The sequence below is a fragment of the Niastella caeni genome (assembly GCF_004834005.1).
GTDB lineage: Bacteria > Bacteroidota > Bacteroidia > Chitinophagales > Chitinophagaceae > Niastella > Niastella caeni.
In genome coordinates this window covers 420,679-438,637 of sequence record NZ_STFF01000003.1, presented here as the reverse complement: position 1 = coordinate 438,637, position 17,959 = coordinate 420,679, and the positions used below count along the sequence as shown (strand labels likewise).

Here is a 17,959-nt window from a genome sequence, read left to right as displayed (position 1 = left end):
AAGACATTTATCCTTGTTAGTACTTTGGCAAGTACTTGTCTGTTAATAATTTAAGTGGCAAAATTCGTGTGAGCAGCAGGCTTATTGGGTTCTGCAATCAGATACCACTTTTGTAAACGCCAATTCAGGATTTTTTTGATGGCCTGTAAGGTAAAGCGTAAACCGGTCCCAATAAACCCGGAGAGGGGCATAAATACGGGATTCTTCATATATACAAGGTACATGCGCTGTTCCAAATAGCGAAAGGCGGGCTTTTTATTGCCACCCGTGTCGGTTTTCTTCTATTTTCCCTCCCGCAGCGCTTATAATTTTGGTTTCAATAATAACCGCCTTATTATGAACCGGATTATAACCATTGTCGTTTTGTTGCTTTCAGCTATTGTTGCTGCGGCGTACCTTCCGTACAGTCATCCCGGCGCCGTTAGGGGAAATGAAGGGAGTGTATTGCTGCCCCAAATCTCGGGTTATAAAATTTTTGTAGGCGATCCGGTGGCGCTTACTCCCGGCAATGGTTTTCATTTGTACGAACTGGCCACCTCTTTATTTACTGATCATGCCGAAAAACAACGGCTGATCAAAGTGCCCGCAGGTTCCAGGATCACCGCCGCAAACGATGGACTTCCCCAATATCCCGATGGCGCCATCCTGGTTAAGACCTTCTATTACTTTAACGATAAAAGAAATGTGTCAGCAGGTAAACGGCTTATAGAAACAAGAGTGCTGATCAAAAATAATGGCCAATGGTTGGCGGGCACCTATGTATGGAATGCGACACAAACCGACGCGATACTGGTTGCCGGCGGATCAAAGACCAGTGTCAACTGGATAGATGAAAAGGGAAACCGCAAAGCTATTTCCTATCGAATTCCATCTGCAAAAGATTGCGCTACCTGCCACAATGCCAATAACGCCATTATACCCATTGGAATGAAAGTAAGAAACCTGAATATTGAGGTTGACCGGAATAACAGGTCAATTAACCAGTTACAGCATTTGCAGAATGCCGGTATTATGGACCCGGTTAACCCGGACCAGTTTTCAAAATTACCCGCCTGGCAAAATAGAACATACTCAATCTCAGAAAGGGTACGTGCTTACCTTGATGTGAATTGCGCGCATTGCCATAGCGATGCAGGCTCCTGTGCCCGTTCCGCCGTACGCTTTGCCTGGGAAATACCGGTTGAAAATACCCGCATCACGGCCAGGAAGAACCGTATTATTAGTTTAATGTCGACCGGAAGAATGCCACGCATTGGCACTACGATGGTTGATGAAGAAGCACTGACGCTTATTAAAAAATATTTACAATCACAATAACTTAAAACAATAGTACATGACCTTTGCAAACATCGCGCTTCTGGCCGCTGCTTTTACTACAGCGCTTATTGCCGGACTTTTTTATGCCTATTCCTGTTCTGTAAACGGTGCATTGGGCCGCTTACCTGATGCCGGTTACCTCGCTGCCATGCAAGCGATCAACCGGGAAATTCTGAACCCCTTATTTTATATGAGCTTTATGGGCACGTTGATATTATTGCCGCTGAGTACCTGGTTGCACTACAGCCATCCCGCCTCGCTTCGTTTTTATTTCTTACTGGCTGCCACCCTGGTATATACTGTTGGCACTTTCGGGGTTACTATGGCAGGTAATGTTCCCCTGAATAATGCATTGGATAGTTTTAATTTACAAACCTCTGCAGAAGAACTTAACCGGCAACGGGCACTGTTTGAAAAACCCTGGAACAAATTGCATGGCATTCGCACCTTTTTCAATGCCATTGCTTTGATCCTGGTTTTACTGGCTTGCATCGTTAAGCAGGATGCTATTAAAGCAGAATGAAGATATATCAATGAATGTAAGTGTGCCACACTTCAAAGTGGAGGCAACGAGAGGGAGGGAACAGTGCTAAATAAAAAGTAGCAAAGGGAAAATAGAAACAAGCGCAAAGAAAAGGAAGGCGTAACGAGAGCGAGGATGGAGTGAATGCCGAATAAAAAGCAACAAAGGGCGATAAGGGAATAACGCAAAGAAAAAGGCATAAAGGAAGTAAAAAGCCTGGCTTTCTTTATGCCTTTATGCCTCGATGCCTTGTTGCCTTACTTCTTAGGAGGCATATTGCTGTTGCCGATGTCGCGGTAGATCTTCCAGCCGCCGCCTTCGGGTTTCCATACCACCACATATTTACCTTTATCGATTGTTTTATTGCCTTCACCAAGCATTTCATACGTACCCGTTTCGGCGAGAAGTTCTGCATTGCCAACCACATCAACGGTAGTCACTTTTATATCTTTCATGCCCATTCTGATTGCGCCGCCCCAGGCCGAAGCTATATCCCTTCCTTTAAAAGGTTCGCTGCCATTGAACATGGCCCAGCCGTCGGAAGCATAATGTGCCGCCAACGCATTGGAATCGCCTTTCTTTGCTTCTTCCATAAATTTTGCATTATCACTTTCTATCCATTCTCTCGCCTTCCCAAGGTCAAAGGCTGCAGCGCTGTCGGTAGTGGTTTTATCTGCCGCTTTATCGGTGGCTGTATTTTCACAGGAGGTAATAAAGAAGATACCGCCTGCGATCAATAAAAGAGAGCAATACTTTTTCATGTTGATGGTTTTGTACTAAGGTATGGGCTTTATACACCAAAAGGTGTTCAGTATCCCGATTTTGATTTTGATCAAATCGGCTGTGTGCTTTTATCGTTCAAACACTAACAGATAAGTGAAATAATGATTGTTGTCAGGGACCAGGGGAAAGTTGAAAGAAAATACAGGCTTCGCGCCTCACGCTGCACGCTTCACGTAAATACAGCCCAAAGCTGTAAGTCATAAGCCCAATACAGGCTCCGAGCTACCAATACAGCCAAAGCCTGTAAGCTGTAAGCCAAAAGCAATACGGGCTGCACGTTGTACGCTGCACGCTTTACGCAAATACAGCCGAAAGCCTAAAGCGGAAAGCTGAAAGCAGGTTCCCCAAAGCCAGGAACCGAGAACGCAGAACTCAGTAACTAACAAACTCAATAACTCAAAACTGGCTTTTTCGGGAAAATTTTTTATTTGATAAAAAAAGAATAACTTAACAGTATAATAGTTCTTAAAACGATTACCATGGATACGGTAAGAGATATACTGCAAATTAAAGGACATGTGGTATATACGGTAAATCCGGAGAGCTCCGTGTACGAAGCTTTAGAAACGCTGGAAACGAAAAATCTCGGTTCACTGGTTGTACTGGAAGAAAATGGTAAACTGGATGGAATTTTTACAGAACGTGACTACGCCCGCAAAGTAATATTAAAAGGTAGATCCTCAAAAGAGACCAAGGTACGGGATATAATGACCGAAGGCCCGGTGTTTGTTACTCCTGATACAAAGATCGAATACTGCATGCAATTGATGACTGATAAACATATCCGTCATTTACCTGTGCTCGAAGACAATGAATTAATTGGACTTGTTTCTATCGGTGACCTCGTAAAGTATATCATCGATCAGAAAGATTTCATTATTCAAAACCTCGAACATTACATTACGAGCTAATTTTAACCCTTGATCGTACTATTGTTGGCTGTATAGGTTAGTGCCGTTGGTTCACTTTGATGTGAAAGGACTGTAGTGGGCAGTTAAAAAAGCCCATCATGGAAGTATTTTGCTATGCCAGGAAATAATATTCATAGTATTCCTTTATGGCCTTTGCTATTATATGCAATTGCGGTAGTGATTTTGCTCCTTGCCATTCTCGCTCTGTCTTATTTATTAGGTCAGCATCACCGCGATCGTGCTACCGATAAACCTTACGAAGGCGGCATCGAACAAACCGGTTCAGCACGACTTCGTTTTTCTGCCCAATTTTACCTCGTTGCCATGTTGTTTGTGATCTTTGATGTAGAAGCTGTGTTCATTATTCTGTGGGCATTAGGCTTTTACGAACTCGGCTGGCCGGGTTACATTGGCGTTGCCATCTTCATTGGTCAGCTGGTTGTTGTGTTGATCTACGAATGGGGAATAGGCGCGCTGGATATTGGGTTAGATGGAAAGAAGATATTGAAGAAATATAAAGAGTTAAGGGGTTGAATATTGGTGTTTGAAGAAGCAGTTTATTGTTTGTGGTTTATGGTTTGTGGTTCTTTAAGCGCGAGGTCAGAATTAATTTCGAGCCTCAAAGCGCGGCAGCAACCATAAACTATAAATTATAAACCATAAACCATAGAAGCGCGAGTTCAAAAAATGATCTTGAGCTTTTAAGCGCGGCAGCAACTATAAACCATAAACTATAAACCATAAACAATGAAATGGTGGTTAAGCAAAGCAGGTGATAGTGCCGGTCATTTATCCGGTAACGGCAGCATGGAAGAGGCCGTTAAGCAAAGTATTATGCTTACCTCCGTACAAAGCCTCGTGGCCTGGGGAAGAAAAAATTCTATGTGGCCTTTCCATTTCGGATTAAGCTGCTGTTTTGTAGAGATGGCTACCAGCATTACCAGTAAATATGATGTGGCCCGGTTCGGCGCCGAGGTTATTCGCGGTACGCCGCGGGAAGCAGATGTAATGGTGATTGCCGGAACGGTATTTATTAAAATGGTGCCCATCATCAAACGATTACACGAACAAATGATGGAACCCCGCTGGGTGATCTCTATGGGCAGTTGTGCCAACAGCGGTGGTATGTATGATATTTATAGCGTAGTACAAGGCGTAGATAAATTTTTGCCGGTTGATGTGTATGTGCCCGGTTGTCCGCCCCGGCCCGATGCGTTTATGCAAGGGCTGATCCTATTGGCTGACTCAGTTGGAAAGGAAAAACGTCCGTTGAGTTGGGTCATCGGCGAACAGGGCGTAATTAAACCGGCGCTTTCTTCCATGAAAGATAAGAAGCGGGAAGAAAGAATGAATATGGTGAATTTTAAAGGAATAGACGAAATATAAACAGTTTGTGGTTTGTGGTTTTTGGTTTGTTGTTCTTTAATGCGCGAGTTCAAAATTTAATTTCGAGCCTCATAGCGCGGCAGCAGCAACCACAAACAACAAACAACAAACGACAAACAATAACATGCACGATGCGGATACCATATTACAGCATCTGCAACAACGCATAGGCGCTGAAGCATTGCATCAGCAAAAAACGGTTGATGAAATACTCACGGTGTGGGTATCAAAGGAGAAGATCGTTTCTGCCATACAGTTCCTGAAAATGGAAATTCCACAGCCTTTTAAAATGCTGTACGATCTGTGTGGTATCGATGAACGCAACCGGAATCGGTACAACGGTTTGCCAATGGCCGATTTTACGGTGGTATACGTGCTGTTCTCCTTTGAACAAAATTGTTTCATCAGGCTTAAAGTAGCACTGCGCGGCGAATTTCCCGCTGTTCCCTCCATTACTTCCATCTTTAAAAATGCCAATTGGTACGAACGCGAAGTGTACGATATGTTCGGCATTCGCTTCGAAGGGCATCCGCATTTAACCCGTATTTTAATGCCACTCACCTGGCAGGGCCATCCTTTGCGCAAGGAGCATCCGGCACGGGCAACCGAAATGGGACCTTTTCAGCTCTGGGACGAAAAGCAGGACCGTGAACAGGAAGCGCTTCGGTTTAAACCGGAAGAGTGGGGCATGCAGGAACACGGCGACGATGCCGATTTTATGTTCCTGAACATCGGTCCGCAACACCCCGGCACGCATGGCGTTTTGCGCATCATACTTCAATTGAATGGAGAAGACATTGTTGATGCCGTACCTGAAATTGGTTTTCATCACCGCGGCGCCGAAAAAATGGCCGAGCGTCAAAGCTGGCATACCTACATTCCCTATACTGATCGCATTGATTATCTGGGCGGCGTTATGAATAACCTGGCCTATTTGCTGGCAGTTGAAAAACTGGCGGGTATCGAACTGCCCGATCGTGCCATCGTGATCCGGGTAATGTTGTGCGAATTGTTCCGCATTGCCAGTCACCTTGTTTGGTTTGGCACGTTCGCACAGGACCTGGGCCAACTGTCACCAGTATTTTACATGTTCACCGACCGCGAAAAGATCTTCGATATTGTTGAAGCCATCTGCGGCGGCCGCATGCACCCCAACTGGTTCCGCATTGGCGGCGTAGCGCAGGACCTGCCTAATGGCTGGGATACTCTCGTAAAACGTTTTGTTGATCATTTCCCCGCCAGGCTCAGGGAATATGAAAAAATGGTCATCCGAAATAGTTTGTTTAAAGCGCGTACCAAAGGCATCGGCATTTATACCTTGGAAGAAGCCATTGAGTGGGGCGTAACCGGACCCGGATTAAGAGCATGTGGTTTGGAATGGGATTGGCGCAAGAAACAGCCGTATGGCGGGTACGAACGGTTCGATTTTGAGATCCCTATTGCGCAGAACGGCGATTGTTTCGATCGCGCGTTGGTACGGGTAGAAGAAATGCGGCAAAGTTTGCGCATTGTTGAACAGTGCCTGCAAAACATGCCTGCCGGTGATTATAAATCGAGCCACCCGTTGACCACGCCACCGATGAAGAAATATACCATGCAGGATATTGAAACGCTCATCACGCATTTCCTGAATGTAAGCTGGGGGCCGGTGATACCTGCGGGCGAAGCGATGAGTTGTATTGAAGCCACCAAAGGCGCCAACAGTTATTACTGCATCAGCGATGGGAATACAGCAGCGTACCGCGTGCGGATCAGGACTCCGTCATTTCCGCACATGCAAATGGTGCCCTATATCAGTAAAGGGTATACGGTAAGCGATCTGTTAAGCATTTTGGGAAGCATTGATTTTGTGCTGGCTGATATAGACCGGTAATGTAAAAAGCGAGTAGTAAGTAGTAAGTGGCGAGTAGGTAAAAGCAAGTAATGAAGCGAGGAAAGATTGAGGATAGTGAGTGCCGAATAAAGATCCTACTAGCTACTCACCACTAGCTACTAGCCAATTCTTATAAATGATAATGCAACAAATACATACAAAAGAAATTACTAAACCAGAATACCTCACAGATCTCGAGCGAAATGAGATCGATCATGAAGTAGCGCTGGTTCCGCATAAAAGCGCTGCGGTCATAGAAGCATTGAAAATAGTGCAGCACTACCGCGGCTGGATCAGTGATGACAGCGTGAACGCCATTGCCGCTTACCTGCAAATGAGCGCCGCTGAGGTGGACAGTGTGGCCACATTCTATAACCTCATTTTCCGAAAGCCGGTTGGCCGGCATGTGATCCTGGTGTGTGATAGTATTTCCTGTTATGTAATGAAGTATGGCGACATCTATAAAGCGCTGCAGGAAAAGCTGAAGATCCGGTTTGGGGAAACCACCGGCGATCAGTGTTTTACCTTGTTGCCAAACTGCTGCCTGGGTTGTTGCGATCATGCGCCGGCATTAATGATCGATAACGATCTGTACAAAGATGTGACCATTGACATGCTCGATCGCATTTTAACGAAATATACCTGATGTACCATGGAACGACCCCTGACACAATATATTCACCCCGGCTGTCCGCCATTCGATTTCAAGGAATATGAAATGACGGGCGGTTATTCGGCACTGCAAAAAGCGTTGAAAAGCATGACGCCGCAGGAAGTGCAAAAACTGGTACAGGACAGCGGACTGAAAGGCCGTGGCGGTGCTGGTTTCAATACCGGTATGAAATGGAGCTTTGTGCCGATGGGTGAAGATGCGCCGCATCCAAAATACCTGATCGCCAATGCCGACGAAATGGAGCCCGGCACTTTCAAAGATCGCCTGTTGCTCGAAGGCAATCCGCATCAACTGATAGAAGGAATGATACTGGCGGCATATGCCATTCAGGCCGATGTTTCGTACATCTTCTTACGCTGGGCGTACAAAAAAGCGGCGCAGTTGTTACGCAAGAGTATCCAGGAAGCGTATGCCGCCGGGGTACTGGGAAAAAATATCCTGGGCAGCGGGTTCAGCCTCGAAATGCATTTGCACACCGGTGTAGGCCGCTATATGTGTGGTGAAGAAACCGCCTTGTTAAATGCGCTGGAAGGAAAACGCGCAACGCCCCGGGCAAAACCGCCATTTCCGCAGATAAGCGGATTGTATGGCAAGCCCACCATCGTAAATAATGTAGAAACGCTTTGTTGTGTGCCGCATATTGTAAACAATGGCGCCGAGTGGTTTAAAGGATTAAGCAATAGTGAAGACAGCGGCACCAAATTATACGGTGTAAGTGGAAAAGTAAATAATCCCGGGTGCTGGGAGTTACCCATAGGCGTTACTATGCGTGAATTGATAGAAGAACATGCCCTTGGTATGAAGAACGGCTATCAATTAAAGGGCGTGCTGCCTGGTGGCGCTTCCACCGATTTTCTAACCACCGAACACCTCGATGTTAAAATGGACTTTGCGTCAGTTGCCGCTGCCGGCAGCCGGTTGGGTACGGGTACCATGGTGGTGATGGACGATGCTACCTGTCCGGTTGGCTTTGTACATAACCTGCAACATTTTTTTGCGCAGGAAAGTTGTGGCTGGTGTACGCCGTGCCGCGAAGGATTGCCCTGGGTAGAAAAAATGTTGTTGAGCCTGGAGCAGGGGAATGGAACGAATGAAGAACTGGAACTGTTGCAACTGCACACGCAATTGTTAGGACCCGGTAATACGTTTTGTGCATTAGCGCCCGGCGCCATGGAGCCATTGCAAAGTGCGTTGAAATATTTTAAAGAAGATTTTGAGATGCATGTTGCGTTACATAAATGTCCCTATGGGGAATGAGAAATGAAGAATGAAAAATTAAAAATGAGAAAGTGAAAGGCAGGGCTTAAAGCTATAAGCGGTAAGCCGTAAGCAGAAATGCACAAACTACTTCTGTATTGCTTATAGCTTATGGCTAAAAGCTTAAAGCTTGTAGTTGCTTGCAGCCTCATTCATGATTCACCATTCGAAGTTATTATTACGAATGACACTATGTCAACTATATACATCGATAACAAACCATTTGAAGTAAAAGCAGGCAAGAACCTGCTGGAGGCTTGTTTGAGCCTGGGCATCGATCTGCCCTATTTCTGCTGGCATCCCGCGCTGGGTAGCGTAGGCGCTTGCCGCCAATGCGCCGTAAAAGTTTTCAAAGATGAAAACGATACCCGCGGCAGGCTGGTGATGAGTTGCATGGAAAGCATTAAAGACGGTTTGCATTTATCGGTGTCAGACACAACCGCAAAAGCATTTCGCAGCCAGGTGATAGAATGGCTGATGACCAATCACCCGCACGATTGCCCCGTTTGTGATGAAGGCGGCAGTTGCCACCTGCAGGATATGACGGTGATGACGGGCCATGATTACCGCCGCTATCATTATAAAAAAAGGACGTACACCAATCAATACCTGGGGCCCTTCATTCACCATGAAATGAACCGCTGCATACAGTGTTATCGCTGTGTTCGGTATTATCATGATTATGCCGGGGGCAAAGACCTGAATGTATTTGCCGCACATAACCATGTTTATTTTGGCCGCGAGCAGAACGGGGTGCTGCAAAGCCCCTTCAGCGGTAATTTGACGGAGGTTTGTCCAACCGGTGTATTTACCGATAAAACACTGCGCGAACATTATACGCGTAAATGGGACCTCACCACGGCGCCCTCCGTATGCCACCACTGCAGTTTGGGTTGTAATACCATTGCCGGGGAGCGGTACGGAGCGTTGCGTTGTATTACCAATCGTTTTAACAGCCAGGTAAATGGTTATTTTCTGTGCGACCGGGGCCGATTTGGCTATGAGTTTGTAAACAGTGATAACCGAATTACACAACCGCTTATCCGCAACCGCGCCGTTGAAGCAGTGGATGAAACAGTGTTGATGGATCACTTACGAACATTAATAACTAATAATACAATCATTGGCATTGGATCGCCGCGGGCTTCTGTTGAAAGCAATGTGGCCCTGATGCAACTGGTAGGTAAAGAAAATTTTTACCAGGGGATCAGTGATAACCTGGGATTTATAGAAAAGCGTATAGTTGAAGTATTACAAACCGGCGTAGTGAAAACGGCTTCGCTGAACGATATCCAACAATCAGATGCCATTCTGGTATTGGGTGAAGATATCTGGAATACTGCTCCCGTAATGGCATTGGCCGTTCGCCAGGGCGTAATGCACACCGCTGCTGAACAGGCATTGCAGAACAGGGCATTGCCTGCCTGGCACGATGCGGCGGTGAGGGAATTGGTGCAGGAAGAAAAAGGGTTCCTGGCAAATTGTACCATTACAACCTCACCCCTCGATGAGATCAGCACTTCTGTAGTGCATGCTGCGCCGGACGAACTAGCCCGAATAGGTTTTGCGATTACGCAGCATTTGAATGCGTCTTTGTCGCCGGTACAGCTCGGCAACGATGCCATGACAAAAGTGGCGGCCATTGCTGCCGCGTTGCAGCGGGCAAAACGGCCGGTGATCATCAGCGGTACCAGTTGTTATAATGAAGCATTGATACGGGCTGCGTTTGATATTGCTGCTGCACTCAAAGCAACTGCGGACGAAGTGCACATAGCATATGTGCTGCCGGAATGCAACAGCATGGGATTGGCCATGATGGGTGCATCCAGTTTTGAGAATGCGGTGCTGCGGGTTAGTCGAAATACCAATGTCACTGCAATCCTGCTGGAAAATGATATCTACCGGAATATGCCGGCGCATATAGCCGATGTTTTCTTTGATAAATGCCAGCAATGCATTGTGCTCGATTCATTGAATAATCCTACCACGCAAAAGGCTGATGTGCTGATACCGGCCGCCACCTTTGCCGAAGCCGATGGCACCCTGGTGAATAATGAAGGGCGCGCGCAAAGGTTCTACCAGGTGTTTATTCCTGCTAATAAAAACATCCAGGAAAGTTGGAAATGGTTATTGAAGTTACAGGCACTAAAGAACGGAACAGGAAATGGTCAGGCGCATCATCCGGAAGACGTTTTAACGCTGTGCGAGCAGTTAATGCCGCAGTTTACAGGTATTGCCAGTGTAGCGCCACCGCATGATTTTAGAATACATGGACAATCGTTACCACGTGCACCACACCGTTACAGCGGGCGCACGGCCATGTTGTCGAACCTGGCGGTGAGTGAGCCCAAGCCGAAGCAGGATGGGGATTCGCCGTTCACGTTTACAATGGAAGGTTTTTCAGGTATGCCGCCATCACCACTAATTCCATTCTTCTGGTCGCCGGGTTGGAATTCAATACAATCAGTGAACAAATACCAACAGGAGCCGGGTGGCGCTTTGCGAAATGAACATGCCGGTCAACTGTTATTCCAATATAAACAAGAGGCAGCACCGGTTTATTTTAAAGATATGCCGGAAGCATTTGTTGCGCGCAATGAAAAGTGGTTATTGCTGCCGCAATATTACATAATGGGTTCTGAAGAATTGAGTTTCTATACCAGTGGTGTCGCTGAACTTTCACCGGACGTGTACATCGCTATATCAGAAAAGGATGCAGAGCCGTTAGGCGTTGTGAACGGATCGCTGATCTCGATAAAAGTATTTGAACAGACGTACGAATTACCGGTAAAAATTGAAGCTGCATTACAACGGGGCGTGGCATTAATGCCTGCAGGTTTGCCGGGTATACAGGTAATGCCCTGGAACGGGTACGTACAATTAGTAAGTGTAAAATTATAAGATCAATCTGGTTACCGGTTACCAGTTTCCGGTTGCCGGGCTTAAAGTAATGGCAGTTTTAAAATTGGCGGGCATCCCGCATTAAGGTCCTGGTAACTGGCAACCGGCACCCGGTAACAGAAACAATTAATTGGTAAGGTGCAAAGTTCACATTTGATACATGAATACAACAGAACACATATTAATCGTATTCGGCGTTTTATTCGTGCTGCTCAATATTGCAGCCGGACTTATTTGGGTAGAACGCCGTTTGCTTGCCTTATGGCAAGACAGGCTGGGACCGAACAGGGCTGGACCGCTGGGTATTTTTATTGTGTTGGCCGATACGCTCAAATTATTCTTCAAAGAAGACTGGGTCCCGCCTTTTGCCGATAAATGGGTGTTTATCACAGCGCCGGCTATTGTTGTCGCCAGTGTACTGATGAGCTTTGTGATCATTCCGTTTGCTCCGGGTATTGTTGTAGCTGATCTCAATATCGGGATCATTTTCTTTTTGGCTATGTCGTCGTTGGGCGTGTATAGCATTGTACTTGGTGGTTGGGCTTCCAATAATAAATATGCTTTGCTGGGCGCTTTGCGTGGCGCCTCTCAAATGATCGCGTACGAAGTGTTTATGGGTTTGTCATTGATGGGCGTAGTGATGTTGTCAGGGTCTTTTAACCTGGGTGAAATTGTTGCGGCGCAAAAGAATTTGTGGTTTGTGGTTACGCAGCCGGTGGGGTTTGTTGTTTTTTTGATTGCCGGTATAGCGGAAACGCATCGCCTGCCTTTTGATATTCCCGAAGCGGAGAGTGAACTTATTGCCGGTTATCATGCCGAATATTCAGGTATGAAGTTCGGTATGTTCTTTATCGGCGAGTACCTGGGTGTTACATTGATCTCCGCCATGATCGTGACGTTGTTCTTTGGCGGCTGGCTCGGGCCCGCGTTCTTACCGCCACTTGTCTGGTTCGTGATCAAACTGTTTTTCTTTATTGGCCTGTTCATTTTATTGCGCGCTTCGCTTCCCCGCCCGCGGTACGATCAGTTGATCTCCTACGGCTGGAAGATCTTGCTGCCGCTTGTACTGTTGAATGTGTTGGTCACGGGGGCGATTGCGTTGTATCTAAGGGGCTAGTGGCGAGTAGTAAGTAGCTAGTAGGGAAAGGCAAGTAGTGAGTAGCTAGTAGCGAGTAGCGAGTAAGAAATACAGGGGGTGGCAATTATATAGGGAGCTAAACATAAAGCCCCACTAGCTACTAGCCACTTACTACTAGCTTTAAACCAGTAACATTTGTAAGTAGGAATAAAACTTAATAACATGCTCAGTCATTTAAGAACAATGTGGTTGGTGTTTCTGCACCTGTTTCATAAAAAGGAAACGATCGAGTATCCCGAAGAGAAAGCGCCATTGCACCCGCGGTATCGCGGCCGGATCGTGCTTACAACTGACCCCGATGGTGGCGAACGGTGTGTGGGGTGCTATTTGTGCGCCGTGGCTTGTCCGGTTGATTGCATAGCACTGCAGGCAACGGAAGATGAAGAGGGGCGTCGCTACCCGGAATTCTTCCGGATCAATTTCTCGCGCTGTATTTTTTGTGGGTATTGCGAAGATGCTTGTCCAACCTACGCCATACAATTGATCCCCGATTTTGAAATGGCCGAATATAACCGGCAAAACCTGGTGTTTGAAAAGGAAGATCTGCTGATCAACAGCCAGGGAAAATATCCCGGTTATAATTTCTATCGTGTGGCGGGGTTGGAAGCGGGCGTAAAGAAAAAAGGGGAAGGGGTGAATGAGGAACCGCCGGTGGATGTACATAGTTTATTGCCATAGGCATTGTTAAGTGACTATTGAATAGTGGGAGGCATCAATGATCGTAGGTAAGCGTTGCCAGTTTCCGGTTACCGGTCGCCAGGCAAATCTGTCGATGCTCTTGTGTTTTTTCCGGTAACAGGGTACCGGTAACTGGTAACCATTCTGTTCTTTTTTTAATCATAAAACTTTCACTTTGTCTACACTCTTTTATATATCATCATTAGTCGCAATAGCATCAACCATCATGGTCATAACGCGGTATCATCCCGTACACGCCCTGTTGTTCCTCGCTGTTTCTTTTTTATCGGTGGGGATGATCTTCTTATCGCTGGGGGCGCCATTTGTTGCTGCGCTGGAAGTTATCGTTTATGCCGGCGCCATCATTGTGCTGTTCATATTTGTAGTGATGATGTTGAACCTGGGCCGGGAAACTGCCCAGCAGGAAAAAGAATGGTTAAAACCCAAAGTGTGGGTCGTGCCTTCCATACTTGTGTTGATCCTGCTTGCCGAAATGACCATCTTATTATTTCAGGGTCCTGACCAGGCGATGCAGGTATCGGTCGTAGATCCGCGTAAAGTAGCGCTGTCTTTATATGGTGAGTATATTATCGCTGTTGAATTGACCGGCTTCCTGTTAATGGCCGGCATCGTTGGTGCAGCGCATATTGGCAAGCACCAACGAAAAGAACTGCACCGGTTCTTACAGAATGGTGAAGAAGAGAAGGCAAGACAATTGCGGGAACCTGAATCTGTAACAAACGAACAAACTGTTTTACATGATTGAAAGTGCACATATGGTTTTACTGGTGGCCACGGTACTGTTTACCCTGGGACTAATTGGGGTGCTCACGCGCAAGAACGTGGTCTTTATGCTGATCTCTGTTGAGATCATGCTGAATGCGGCGGGACTGGCGTTTGTAGCCGCCGGTTCAAGATGGGAACAGCCCGATGGCCAGGTGATGTTCCTGTTCATTCTGGCCATGGCCGCTGCGGAAGTGTCGGTGGGGTTGGCGCTTGTGCTGCAAATTTATCATCAACATAAAACACTGGACGTGGAGAACCTTAAAGAGTTGAAGGATTAAAGTTATTAAGTTATTGAGTTTGTAAGTTCAACTAAAAACTCAATAACTAACGAACTCAATAACTAATGAACTGAAACATGGATCAATTACTAGCATACATACCAGCATTCCCATTATTGGGTTTTCTCATACTATCACTATTTGGCAGGAATTTACCAAAACAGCTCATTGGTGTCATTGGCGCGGGCACGGTATGTATAGCAGCATTGATTACAATAGTAGTGGGCATTGCCTTTTTGCAAACAACTCCGGAGGGCGGTGCATTCAGCCAATTGTTGTGGTCGTGGTTCAGGGTGGGTAATTTGTCAATTGATATTAGTCTGCGCGTGGATGCACTCACACTTGTTTTTATTTTTATTATCACTTTCGTTGGGGCGCTCATTCATATCTATTCGGCTTTCTTCATGTGGCACGACCGGGATTATGCCCGTTTTTTTGCCAGCATGAATTTATTCGTGTGCGCCATGCTGTTGCTGGTAATGGCCGATAACCTGGTACTGATGTACCTGGGTTGGGAGGGAGTTGGCTTATGCAGTTATTTGCTCATTGGGTTCTGGTACGAGGTGCCCTCCAATTGTCGCGCAGCCAATAAAGCCTTTCTCATTACCCGCATCGGCGATACCGCATTGCTGATCGGCCTGTTCCTGTTGTTCCAGGAACTGGGCACCTTGAACATCCCCGGTATTCTGCAACGGGCGCCGGATTATTTTGCTTCAGGAAGTAGCAATATAGAGCTCATCACAATATTATTACTGGTGGGCGGCATGGGTAAATCGGCGCAAATGCCATTACAAACCTGGCTGCCCGATGCGATGGCTGGCCCATCACCGGTAAGCGCCCTTATACATGCGGCCACCATGGTAACTGCCGGCGTTTATCTGATTGCCCGCATGCATGTATTGTTTCAGTTGTCGCCGGTAACAATGGCGATTGTTGCCATCATTGGCGCCATTACGTTATTAGTGGCCGGTTGCAGCGCGCTGGTGCAGACTGATATTAAAAGAATACTGGCATACTCAACTATCAGCCAGATAGGCTACATGTTCCTGGCATTGGGGATAGGTGCGTGGAGCGCCGCCATTTTTCATTTCTTCACCCATGCGTTTTTCAAAGCATTGCTATTCCTCGCGGCCGGCGTGGTGATCGAAGCCCTGCATCATGAACATAATATTTTTATGATGGGTGGGCTCCGTAAAAGAATGCCGGTTGTCTTTTTCACTTTTTTAGCCGGTGCAGCCGCATTGAGTGCTTTGCCGCTCGTGAGTGCAGGCTTCTTTAGTAAAGACGCTATTCTCTGGTATAGCTGGAGTGCAGCCAACGGAAATTCTTTTCTTTGGTTGATAGCGTTGGCCGGCGCTTTCATTACCGCCTTGTACAGTACGCGTTTAATGCTGGTTGTTTTTTGGGGTGAAATGAAAACGCCCATCCATGAGCAACCGGCGCAGGGTATGGTCATTCCATTGATCGTGCTTGCGTTCTTCTCCGTTGCAGCCGGTTTTATTGAATGGCCGCATAATATGGTCCATCTTACCCTGTTTTCAGACCACGTACAAAAGGTATTGCCTGAAACGGTAATGAAACAGGGGCTGCCGTCTGAATATTTATTCCAGGCTATTGCTGCGTTTATGACATTCGCAGGTGTTTATATGGGTTATATGATGTATTACGGTAAACCGGGCGTACGGTGGCAGCAGTCGCCGGGCTTATCAGCTACCCGCGAGTTTTTATTCAGTGGCTGGAAGTTCGATCAGTTGTACCAATTCCTCTTTGTAAAACCTTTTGTATTTATAACCCGCATTAATAAAAGTGACGTGATCGATAGAATGTACAATGGCATTGCTCAGGCCAGTTTGCGATTGAACAGTTGGTTCTCTATTTCGCAAAACGGCTCGCTGCGGTTGTATATCGTGGGCGTGCTGGCCGGTATCTTATTTATAATAACCCTTCAATTATTGTTATGATACTGGTATGGATGATAGGCATTTTACTCGTGGGCGGCATTGCCTGTTGGCTGGTGGCGCAACGCAATACATTTGTTTGCCGGTGGATCGCCCTGATCGCTGTCATAACGGCTTTTCTGATCCCTGTCGGCTGGTATGTGCAACATCAACCCGTAATTGTTGCCGGTGATAACTGGCTGGTGCATTTTCAGGCTGACTGGATCCCTGCCTTTGGTATCAGTTTCCATCTTGCCATGGATGGGCTCAGCTTTATTATGTTGCTGCTTACTTTCCTGCTGGGCGTGTTGGCGGTATTGTGTTCCTGGAATGAGATCAGGGAGAAAACAGGTTTTTATTTTTTCAATTTGTTATGGACGCTGGCCGGCATTGCAGGCGTTTTTGTCGCTATGGACCTTTTCCTTTTCTATTTCTTTTGGGAAGTGATGCTGGTGCCTATGTATTTTTTGATTGCCATCTGGGGCGATTTCAATCGCCGGTATGCGGCGTATAAATTTTTCATCTTCACCCAAACCGGTGGTCTATTGATGCTGCTGTCTATTCTGGCGCTGTACTTTATTCACGGCCAGCAAAGCGGGGGCAACTACACGTTCGATTATTTCGCTTTGTTGAATACTACGATGGTGGGCGCCACAGCCCGCTGGATCATGCTGGGGTTTCTCATTGCTTTTGTGATCAAGTTACCCATGGTGCCTCTGCACAACTGGTTGCCCGATGCACACAGCGAAGCGCCCACGGCAGGTAGTTTAATATTGGCGGGATTGTTATTAAAGACCGGCGCGTATGGTATCATCCGGTTTGTATTGCCGTTGTTCCCGCAGGCATCGTTCGATGTAGCCTGGTTTGCCATGTTAGTGGGCGTGGTGGGAATTGTGTACGGTGCGCTGCTGGCCTTTGCGCAAACCGATCTCAAACGGCTCATTGCATATACGTCGGTTAGCCATATGGGATTTGTGTTGCTGGGTGTTTTTGCTTTTCGCGAAATAGCATTGCAGGGGGTGGTGATGCAATTACTTACCCACGGCGTTAGCACCGGCGCCTTATTCGTGCTGGCCGGCATGTTAAAAGAAAGATTGCATACGCGCGATATCAATCAAATGGGCGGCTTGTGGACGGCCATGCCGCGAATGGGCGGAATTGCGATGGTGTTTGTAATGGCTTCATTGGGTTTGCCTTTCCTCGGCAGTTTTATTGCAGAGTTTTTGATCCTGATGGGCGCGTTCCCAGTGAGCCCGGTCCTCACCATCATTGCCAGTGGGGGATTGGTATTGTCGGCGTTGTATTCTTTGCGCATTGTACAGAAAGTATTTCTTGGACAGGCGCAGACAGTTGGCGAACCGCCCCGGGATCTGAGCGCCCGGGAATGGGTCATTATGGCCAGCCTCACTGCGGCGATCATCTTTCTGGGACTATATCCGCAGCCGGTGTTGGATATGGTGAGGAATGTGATAGGAGAGATGGTCGTGAGAAGATGAAAAATAAAGTAGGTAAGACAAC

16 protein-coding genes and 1 pseudogene are annotated in these 17,959 nt (G+C 46.8%); 15 read left to right on the top strand and 2 right to left on the bottom strand.

What is annotated here, in order from left to right; genetic code table 11:
* The first annotated feature begins 336 nt into the window (after positions 1–336).
* Positions 337–1,317: a hypothetical protein gene (locus FAM09_RS13090; RefSeq protein ID WP_136577566.1), complete on the top strand. Its 981-nt coding sequence runs from the start codon at positions 337–339 to the stop codon at positions 1,315–1,317.
* Between the two features lie 16 nt (positions 1,318–1,333).
* Positions 1,334–1,840: an anthrone oxygenase family protein gene (locus FAM09_RS13085; protein WP_136577565.1), complete on the top strand. Its 507-nt coding sequence runs from the start codon at positions 1,334–1,336 to the stop codon at positions 1,838–1,840.
* A 257-nt stretch (positions 1,841–2,097) separates the two neighbouring features.
* On the opposite strand, the gene FAM09_RS13080 is transcribed toward FAM09_RS13085, so the two are convergent.
* Positions 2,098–2,601 (bottom strand): YybH family protein, encoded by a 504-nt coding sequence (locus FAM09_RS13080; RefSeq protein WP_136577564.1) that lies wholly within the window; start codon positions 2,599–2,601, stop codon positions 2,098–2,100.
* Between the two features lie 501 nt (positions 2,602–3,102).
* On the opposite strand from FAM09_RS13080, the gene FAM09_RS13075 reads away from it, so the two are divergent.
* The 9 genes and pseudogenes from FAM09_RS13075 (at position 3,103) to nuoI (ending at position 13,440) form a co-directional block, all read left to right on the top strand.
* A complete protein-coding gene (locus FAM09_RS13075; RefSeq protein ID WP_136577563.1) occupies positions 3,103–3,534 on the top strand; it encodes a CBS domain-containing protein in 432 nt (143 codons plus the stop codon).
* A gap of 114 nt (positions 3,535–3,648) precedes the next feature.
* The gene (locus FAM09_RS13070; protein ID WP_136577562.1) at positions 3,649–4,068 is read left to right on the top strand and encodes an NADH-quinone oxidoreductase subunit A; all 420 of its coding nucleotides are present in this window, start codon (positions 3,649–3,651) and stop codon (positions 4,066–4,068) included.
* A 213-nt stretch (positions 4,069–4,281) separates the two neighbouring features.
* Positions 4,282–4,920, top strand: coding sequence for an NADH-quinone oxidoreductase subunit NuoB (gene nuoB, locus FAM09_RS13065; protein ID WP_136577561.1), 639 nt, complete (start codon positions 4,282–4,284; stop codon positions 4,918–4,920).
* Positions 4,921–5,020: 100 nt separating this feature from the next.
* Positions 5,021–6,793: pseudogene (nuoC, locus tag FAM09_RS13060) on the top strand (NADH-quinone oxidoreductase subunit C/D); the annotation flags it as partial.
* A 142-nt stretch (positions 6,794–6,935) separates the two neighbouring features.
* Entirely contained in the window at positions 6,936–7,439 is a 504-nt protein-coding gene (gene nuoE / locus FAM09_RS13055; protein WP_243751663.1) for an NADH-quinone oxidoreductase subunit NuoE, read from the top strand.
* A 6-nt stretch (positions 7,440–7,445) separates the two neighbouring features.
* Positions 7,446–8,723 (top strand): NADH-quinone oxidoreductase subunit NuoF, encoded by a 1,278-nt coding sequence (gene nuoF / locus FAM09_RS13050; RefSeq protein WP_136577558.1) that lies wholly within the window; start codon positions 7,446–7,448, stop codon positions 8,721–8,723.
* Between the two features lie 192 nt (positions 8,724–8,915).
* The gene (gene nuoG, locus FAM09_RS13045; RefSeq protein WP_136577557.1) at positions 8,916–11,624 is read left to right on the top strand and encodes an NADH-quinone oxidoreductase subunit NuoG; all 2,709 of its coding nucleotides are present in this window, start codon (positions 8,916–8,918) and stop codon (positions 11,622–11,624) included.
* Positions 11,625–11,784: 160 nt separating this feature from the next.
* Positions 11,785–12,741, top strand: a complete 957-nt coding sequence (nuoH, locus tag FAM09_RS13040) for an NADH-quinone oxidoreductase subunit NuoH (protein WP_136577556.1) — start codon at positions 11,785–11,787, stop codon at positions 12,739–12,741.
* Positions 12,742–12,924: 183 nt separating this feature from the next.
* Complete coding sequence (gene nuoI, locus FAM09_RS13035) at positions 12,925–13,440, top strand: NADH-quinone oxidoreductase subunit NuoI (protein ID WP_136577555.1); 516 nt, start codon at positions 12,925–12,927, stop codon at positions 13,438–13,440.
* 34 nt (positions 13,441–13,474) lie between these two features.
* Here nuoI and FAM09_RS31410 read toward each other — a convergent pair whose 3' ends face one another.
* Positions 13,475–13,603 (bottom strand): hypothetical protein, encoded by a 129-nt coding sequence (locus FAM09_RS31410; protein WP_262711657.1) that lies wholly within the window; start codon positions 13,601–13,603, stop codon positions 13,475–13,477.
* A 12-nt stretch (positions 13,604–13,615) separates the two neighbouring features.
* Here FAM09_RS31410 and nuoJ point away from each other — a divergent pair, with 12 nt between their 5' ends.
* From nuoJ to FAM09_RS13015, 4 genes are all read left to right on the top strand, one after another.
* Positions 13,616–14,206 (top strand): NADH-quinone oxidoreductase subunit J, encoded by a 591-nt coding sequence (nuoJ, locus tag FAM09_RS13030; protein ID WP_136577554.1) that lies wholly within the window; start codon positions 13,616–13,618, stop codon positions 14,204–14,206.
* Entirely contained in the window at positions 14,199–14,504 is a 306-nt protein-coding gene (gene nuoK, locus FAM09_RS13025) for an NADH-quinone oxidoreductase subunit NuoK (protein ID WP_136577553.1), read from the top strand. The genes nuoJ and nuoK overlap by 8 nt, the downstream gene beginning before the upstream one ends.
* A 77-nt stretch (positions 14,505–14,581) precedes the next feature.
* Entirely contained in the window at positions 14,582–16,465 is a 1,884-nt protein-coding gene (gene nuoL, locus FAM09_RS13020) for an NADH-quinone oxidoreductase subunit L (RefSeq protein WP_136577552.1), read from the top strand.
* Positions 16,462–17,937, top strand: a complete 1,476-nt coding sequence (locus FAM09_RS13015; protein WP_136577551.1) for a complex I subunit 4 family protein — start codon at positions 16,462–16,464, stop codon at positions 17,935–17,937. Before nuoL ends, FAM09_RS13015 begins: the two co-directional genes overlap by 4 nt.
* Positions 17,938–17,959: the final 22 nt, after the last annotated feature.